General features: G+C 70.6%; 6 protein-coding genes. 1 reads left to right on the forward strand and 5 read right to left on the reverse strand.

The window, feature by feature from the left end:
- The 5 genes from N864_RS17090 to N864_RS17110 all read right to left on the reverse strand — a co-directional run.
- On the reverse strand, positions 1-2,151 hold a 2,151-nt coding region (locus N864_RS17090; RefSeq protein ID WP_034719687.1), incomplete at its 3' end, for a 3-hydroxyacyl-CoA dehydrogenase NAD-binding domain-containing protein.
- Between the two features lie 31 nt (positions 2,152-2,182).
- Positions 2,183-3,391: an acetyl-CoA C-acetyltransferase gene (locus tag N864_RS17095; RefSeq protein WP_034719689.1), complete on the reverse strand. Its 1,209-nt coding sequence runs from the start codon at positions 3,389-3,391 to the stop codon at positions 2,183-2,185.
- Between the two features lie 96 nt (positions 3,392-3,487).
- Positions 3,488-4,138, reverse strand: coding sequence for a TetR/AcrR family transcriptional regulator (locus N864_RS17100; protein WP_205620984.1), 651 nt, complete (start codon positions 4,136-4,138; stop codon positions 3,488-3,490).
- Positions 4,139-4,265: 127 nt separating this feature from the next.
- Entirely contained in the window at positions 4,266-5,690 is a 1,425-nt protein-coding gene (locus N864_RS17105) for a dicarboxylate/amino acid:cation symporter (RefSeq protein ID WP_034719698.1), read from the reverse strand.
- A gap of 115 nt (positions 5,691-5,805) precedes the next feature.
- Positions 5,806-6,237 carry an Lrp/AsnC family transcriptional regulator gene (locus tag N864_RS17110; protein WP_034719691.1) on the reverse strand — a complete coding sequence of 144 codons (432 nt, stop codon included), beginning with the start codon at positions 6,235-6,237 and terminating at the stop codon, positions 5,806-5,808.
- Positions 6,238-6,372: 135 nt separating this feature from the next.
- Between N864_RS17110 and N864_RS17115 the strand changes: the two genes are divergently transcribed.
- Positions 6,373-7,139 (forward strand): ornithine cyclodeaminase (locus N864_RS17115; RefSeq protein ID WP_034719693.1); only part of this gene is annotated, 767 nt, incomplete at its 3' end.

The raw sequence follows: 7,139 nt of genomic DNA on the forward strand, positions 1-7,139 counted from the left end.
CGCCTCGGCTCGGGCGACGAGCGAGGCGGGCGGCAGGAACCGGTCGCCGAAGCGCTCGGCGAGCTGCCGGGCGCGGGCGACGAAGCCGGCCACGCCGCCCGGGTAGCCCTCGACGTACTGCACGACGCCGCCGGTCCAGGCCGGGAAGCCGATGCCCATGATGGAGCCGATGTTCGCGTCCTCGACAGAGCGCAGCACCCCCTCGTCGAAGCACTTGACCGTCTCGAGCGCCTCGGCGAAGAGCATCCGCTCCTTCATGTCCTCGAAGGGCAGCTCGGTTGTCGCGCCGTACTTCTCGGCCAGCCCGGCCCAGAGCCCGACGCGTTTGCCGTCCACGTAGTCGTAGAACCCGGCACCGCCGAGCTTCCCCGTGCGCCCCTCGGCGATGAGTGCGTCGACGATGTCGTAGGCGGCGTGGTGCTCGTAGGGCCGCCCCGTCGGGTCCGCCTCGAGCCCGGCCTTGGTCTCCTTCTGGATCTTGCTCATGAGCGACAGGTTGAGCTCGTCGGCGAGCTGCAGCGGCGCTGCCGGGTAGCCGGCCTGCAGCCCGGCCTGCTCGACGCTCGCCGCCGGCACACCCTCGCCCACCATGGCGATCGCCTCGTTGAGGAAGGTCCCGATGACGCGGCTGGTGAAGAAGCCGCGGTGGTCGTTCACCACGATCGGCGTCTTCTTGATCTGCAGGGCCAGGTCGAACGCCCTGGCGAGGGTCTCGTCGCTCGTCTCCTCGCCGGCGATGATCTCGAGCAGTGGCATCTTGTCGACCGGCGAGAAGAAGTGCAGCCCAATGAAGTTCGCGGCCCGCTTCACCCCCTGGGCAAGGGACGTGATCGGCAGGGTCGAGGTGTTCGAGCCGAGGACTGCATCGGGCAGCACGATGTCCTCGATCTGCTGGAACACCTCGTGCTTGACCTCGACCGACTCGAAGACCGCCTCGATGACGAGGTCCGCGCCGGCGAGGTCGGCCGCGTCGGCGGTGGGCGTGATCCGAGCGAGGACCGCGTCGGCCGCCTCGCGCGTGGACCGGCCCCGGGCCACGGCCTTGTCGAGCAGCCCGGCCGAGTAGGCCTTGCCGCGCTCCGCCGCCTCGTGGCTGACGTCCTTGAGGACGACCTCGATGCCGGCCTTCGCGCAGACGTAGGCGATGCCGGCGCCCATCATCCCGGCACCGAGCACCGCGACCTTCGAGGTGGTGTGCTTCGGGAAGCCCTCCGGTCGGCTGCCACCGGCGGTGATCCGGCCGAGGTCGAAGAAGAACGCCTTGATCATGTTCTTGCTCACCTGGCCGGTGATGAGCGAGACGAGATAGCGGCTCTCGATGTCGAGCGCGGTGTCGATGTCGACCTGAGTGCCCTCCACCGCCGCGGCGAGGATCGCCCGTGGCGCAGGGTAGTTCGCGCCCTTGAGCTGCTTGCGCAGGTTGGCCGGGAACGCCGGCAGGTTGGCGGCGAAGGCCAGGTTCGACGGCGTGCCGCCTGGAATTCTGTAGCCCTTGGCGTCCCACGGCTGGACGGCGTCCGGGTGCGCGGCGATCCACGCCTTCGCGGCCGGCACGAGCTCCTCGATCGAGCCGACGACCTCGTCGACGAGGCCCAGCCCCTGGGCGTCGGCGGGCCGGTACTTCTGGCCCTGCCCCAGCACCTTCATGACCGCGTCGAGGACGCCGAGCATCCGCACCGTGCGCACCACGCCACCGCCGCCGGGCAGCAGACCCAGCGTCACCTCGGGCAGCCCGACCTGCGCGCCGGGCACGTCGGCGATGACCCGGTGGTGGCAGGCCAGCGCGATCTCGAGCCCGCCACCGAGGGCCGCCCCGTTGATCGCGGCGACGACCGGACGGCCCAGGGTCTCGAGCGTGCGCAGCTGCGCCTTGATCTCGGTGACGGTGTCGTACAGCTGCTCAGCGTCACCCGGCCCAGCGGCATACATGTCCTTCAGGTCGCCGCCGGCGAAGAAGGTCTTCTTTGCGGACGTGATGACGACGCCGGTGATCTCGTCCTTCTCCGCGACGAGCCGGTCGACGACCGCGCGCATCGAGGCGACGTAGTCGGCGTTCATCGTGTTGGCGGACTGGTTGGGGTCGTCGAGGGTGAGGATGACGACGCCGTCGGCGTCGCGGTCCCAACGAATCGTGGTGGTCGTGTCAGACATGGTGTGAGGTTCCTTCGAGTTCCGTTGGGGCTCAGACGCGCTCGATGAGCGTGGCCACGCCCATGCCGCCGCCGATGCAGAGCGTGATGACGGCGCGACGTGCGTCGCGGCGCTCGAGCTCGTCGACCATCGTGCCGAGGATCATCGCGCCGGTGGCACCGAGCGGGTGACCCATCGCGATGGCCCCGCCGTTGACATTGAGCTTGTCGTCCGGGATGCCGAGGTCGCGCTGGTACTTCAGGACCACCGACGCGAACGCCTCGTTGATCTCGAACAGGTCGATGTCCTCGACACCGAGGCCGGCGGTGCGCAGCAGCTTCTGCGTCGCGGGCGTCGGACCGGTCAACATGATCGTCGGGTCCGCGCCGCTCGTCGCCGTCGCCACGATGCGCGCCCGCGGGGTGAGGCCGAGGTCCTGCCCCACCTGCTCCGACCCGACGACCACGAGGGCCGCCCCGTCGACGATGCCGGAGCTGTTGCCCGCGTGGTGGACGTGGTTGATCCGCTCGACGGCGTGGAACTTCTGCAGGGCGACCGCGTCGAACCCGCCGGCCTCGCCCATCTGGGCGAACGACGGCCGCAGCGCACCCAGGCTCTCGACGGTCGTCCCGGGGCGCAGGTGCTCGTCATGGTCGAGCACGACCAGGCCGTTGACGTCACGCACCGGCACGACGGAGCTGGCGAACCGCCCGTCGGCCCACGCCTTCGCGGCCAGCTCCTGCGAGCGCACGGCGTACTCGTCGACGTCGCGACGCGAGAAGCCCTCCAGGGTCGCGATGAGGTCCGCCGAGACGCCCTGCGGCACGAAGTAGGTGTCGTAGTTCGTCGCCGGGTCCATCGCCCACGCGCCGCCATCGGAGCCGATCGGCACCCGCGACATCGACTCCACTCCCCCGGCGAGGATGAGGTGGTCCCAGCCCGAACGGACCTTCTGCGCGGCCGTGTTGACCGCCTCGAGCCCGCTGGCGCAGAACCGGTTGAGCTGCACGCCGGCGACGGTGTCGGGCAGGCCGGCCTTGAGCGCCGCGATCCGCGGGAGCACCGAGCCCTGGTCGCCGATCGGCGACACGATGCCCATGACGACGTCGTCGATGCGCTCGGGGTCGAGACCGGGGTTGCGTCGGCGCAGCTCGTCGATCAGCCCGACGGTCAGGTCGATCGGCTTGATGCCGTGCAACGACCCCTTCTTGCCGCGGCCGCGCGGGGTCCGCACGTGGTCGTAGATGTAGGCCTCGGTCACTCGAGTCACTTCCTCACTGGGGGGTGCTGCCGGTCGTCCGACGCCACCTTCCCCACCCTATTGGCACCTTGTCAATTGGGTGCAGCGTCGCACATCTCACGTATGCCGCTCGGCCCGGGCCCCCGGCACGCGCGGCTCCGCTGCTCCCAGGCCGGCGACGACCTCGGCGACGATGGCGCGGAGGGCGGAGGCGAGTACGGCGTGCACGTCGGCACGGGTCAGGCTCCCCTCCCGCACCCATTCCCGGATCGCGCCCTTGGCGAAGGCGCCGTAGGCCCGGCCGATCGCCCGCACCCGTGGGGACGCGACCGTCTCGGCGTCCAGGCCGATGAGGGTGAGGATCCGGCGCGCCGCCTTGTCGTCCGCCTCGACGAGGAGCCGGTCGACCTCCGGGTCGTCGCCCACACCCTCCGCACCCGACACGGCGACGAAGGTCCTGCCATGTTTGGCGACAAGGTCGAGCAACCAGTCCACGCACGCGTCGATGCGATCCTCCAAGCCGTCGCCGACCTCTGCCGGCAGCGTCATGCGCGGCACGATCAGCATCTGCCGGACGACCTCGAGGTAGAGGCCCCGCTTGGTCCCGAAGTAGTGGTGCAGCAGGCCGCGCGTCACCCCTGCGGCCCGGGCCAGCTCCGCCGTCGACACCGCGGCGTAGGGCCGCTCCCCGAACAGCTCGATGGCCGCCTCGAGGATCTGCTCGCGCCGGGCGTCCGGCTCGAGCCGTTGCCTGACCGCTCCCGTCACGCCCGGCTCCTCGTCCCTGTCCTCACGGCGACCCACTCTCGCACACCGGCCCCGTGCGCGCGGGCCCGCTCGCGGGTGCGGTCAGCCGCCCAGCCCGCTCCTCGTGCTGAGCGGCTGACTCCGGGTCTCAGGCTGAGGCGCCGACCGGCTGCCGTTCGGCCGGGGACGGCGACGCGGGCGTGGCCTCGACGGCCGGCTCGTCGTCGGTGAACAGGTTCTCGGCGTTCGCCGAGTTGTACTGCTCGACGTCGAGGATGCCCTCGCGCTTGGCCACGATGACCGGGACGAGCGCCTGACCGGCGACGTTGACGGCGGTGCGGCCCATGTCCAGGATTGGGTCGACGGCGAGCAGCAGGCCGACGCCCTCGAGCGGCAGGCCGAGGGTCGACAGGGTCAGGGTCAGCATCACGATGGCCCCGGTCAGACCCGCGGTCGCGGCCGATCCGACGACCGAGACGAAGGCGATGAGCAGGTAGTCGGTCACGCCCAGGTCCAGCCCGAAGAACTGGGCGACGAAGATCGCGGCGACGGCGGGATAGATGGCGGCGCAGCCGTCCATCTTGGTCGTCGCGCCGAGCGGCACGGCGAAGGAGGCATAGGCACGCGGCACGCCGAGGTTGCGGTGCGTGACCCGCTCCGTGACGGGCAGCGTGCCGATGGACGAGCGCGAGACGAAACCGAGCTGGATCGCCGGCCACGCGCCGCGGAAGTAGCGGCTCGGGCGCAGCCCGTGCGAGCGGAGCAGGACCGGGTAGACGACGAACAGGACGAGCGCGAGGCCGACGTAGATCGCCGCCGCGAAGACGGCGAGGCTCGCCAGGGAGTCCCACCCGTAGGTGGCAATGGCACGGCCGACGAGGCCGATCGTCCCGATCGGGGCCAGCCGGATGATCCACCAGAGGACCGTCTGGACGACGGACAGGACCGACGCGTTGAGCGTGAGGAACGGCTCGGCCTTCGCGCCAACCTTGAGGGCCGCGAGGCCGAGGACGATCGCCACGACGATGAGCTGCAGGACGTTGAAGCTGAGGCCGGTCGTCACACCAACGACGGCGTCGCCCGCGTGGGCCAGCGACGAGGAGGCCTGCAGGCCCAGGAAATTGGTCGGGACGGTGCCGTGGAGGAAGTCCAGCCAGGTCCCGGTCTTGGCGGGCGCGGCCGCAGCGGCCTTCGTGACGCCGGTGTGGGCACCCGGCTGGAAGGCCAGCCCGAGGCCGATGCCGATGCCGACGGCGACGAGCGCCGTGATGGCGAACCACAGGAGGGTCTGGCCGGCGAGGCGCGCCCCGTTGGCGACACCGCGCAGGTTGGCGATCGAGGCGATGATCGCGGTGAGCACGAGCGGCGGCACGACGGCCTTGAGGAGCGTGACGAACGAGGAGCCGATGGTCGACAGCGCGACGGTCAGGCCATTGTCATCGCCATTCCCGGCCGGGCCGAGCGCGAGGGCGAGCCACCCCAGCGCGACGCCGAGGACAAGGCCGAGGAGGATCTGCACCCCGAAGGACGGCAGCCGCCGCTTCTGCTCGGGTGCGGTCGTGGTCGTGGACACGAGGCGGGGGCCTTTCGAGGAGGAGGAGAACGGGTGGGTGCGACTGCGCACCCATAACCGGACGTTTGTATCAGACCAACATTCCAACGCGCCAGTTCGTCCGGCGGTCAGCGGGTCAGCGCAGGACGGAGCTGAGCAGCAGGCTCGTCTCGCTGTTGACGACGCCCTCGATGCGACGGATCCGGCCGAGGACCCGGTCGAAGTCGGCCAGGGTCTCGGTCCGGATCTCCGCGACGAGGTCCCAGCCACCGTTCGTGGTGTGCAGCGCGATGAGCTCGGGGAACCCACGCAGCTCCCGGATGACCCGGTCGGTGGTGCGCCCCTCCACCTCGATGAGGGCCACGGCGTGGATGGCCAGCGGGTCCCGCTCCTCCCGCACCCGTACTGTGAACCCGACGACCGTGCCCGACGAGACGAGCCGCTCCAGGCGGCTGTTGACCGTCGCGCGGGCCACCCCAAGGGCGCGGGCCAGGCTGGCGACCGAGGCCCGACCGTCCGCCCGGAGGGCGGCGAGGAGCCGACGGTCGAGGTCGTCCAGGGCGGTCATGCACAGAGTGTAAAAGCGCCTTCGTCATTCTGCGCACGATGCCGCCGGAAGTTCGCCAGCATGTCAATCGACGTTGCATATCGACGGCTCCTACGCTGCGGATCGACAACACCACAGTGGAGGAGAAGGACGCACATGACCCGTTTCGTCGATGTCAGCAACATGGTCCGCTGGGCGGCGGCGGCCGGTCCGGAGCGGATCATCGCCGGCATGGTCGGCTACCTCGAGGACGACTTCCGGCGCTGGCCCGCCTTCGACAAGTCGCCGCGCGTCGCGAGCCACACCCCCTTCGGCGTCATCGAGCTGATGCCGACGAGCGACTACGAGACCTACGGTTTCAAGTACGTCAACGGCCACCCCTCCAACCCGGCGCGCGGCTTCCAGACCGTCACCGCCTTCGGTGTCCTCGCCGACGTCCACAACGGCTACCCGACCTTCCTGGCCGAGATGACCCTCCTGACCGCCTTCCGCACCGCCGCCACCTCGGCCATGGCGGCGAAGTACCTCGCCCCGCGGGACGCCCGGACGATGGCGCTGATCGGCTCGGGCAGCCAGGCCGAGTTCCAGGCGCTTGGCATGCGGGCCGCCCTCGGCATCGAGACCCTCCGCATCTGGGACACCGACCCCGCGGCCATGGAAAAGGCGCTGCGCAACCTGACCCCGCTCGGCTTCGACGTGATCGTCGCCGAGAGCGCGGCCGACGCGGTCGCGGGCGCCGACGTCATCACGACGTGCACCGCGGACAAGACGCTCGCCACCGTCCTGCGGGATGCCGATGTCCGTCCCGGGGTGCACCTCAACGCGATCGGGGGCGACTGCCCTGGCAAGACCGAGCTCGAGGCGACGATCCTGCACCGCGCCGACGTCTTCGTCGAGTTCACCCCGCAGACCCGCATCGAGGG

The sequence above is a fragment of the Intrasporangium chromatireducens Q5-1 genome (genome assembly GCF_000576575.1).
Lineage (GTDB): Bacteria > Actinomycetota > Actinomycetes > Actinomycetales > Dermatophilaceae > Intrasporangium_A > Intrasporangium_A chromatireducens.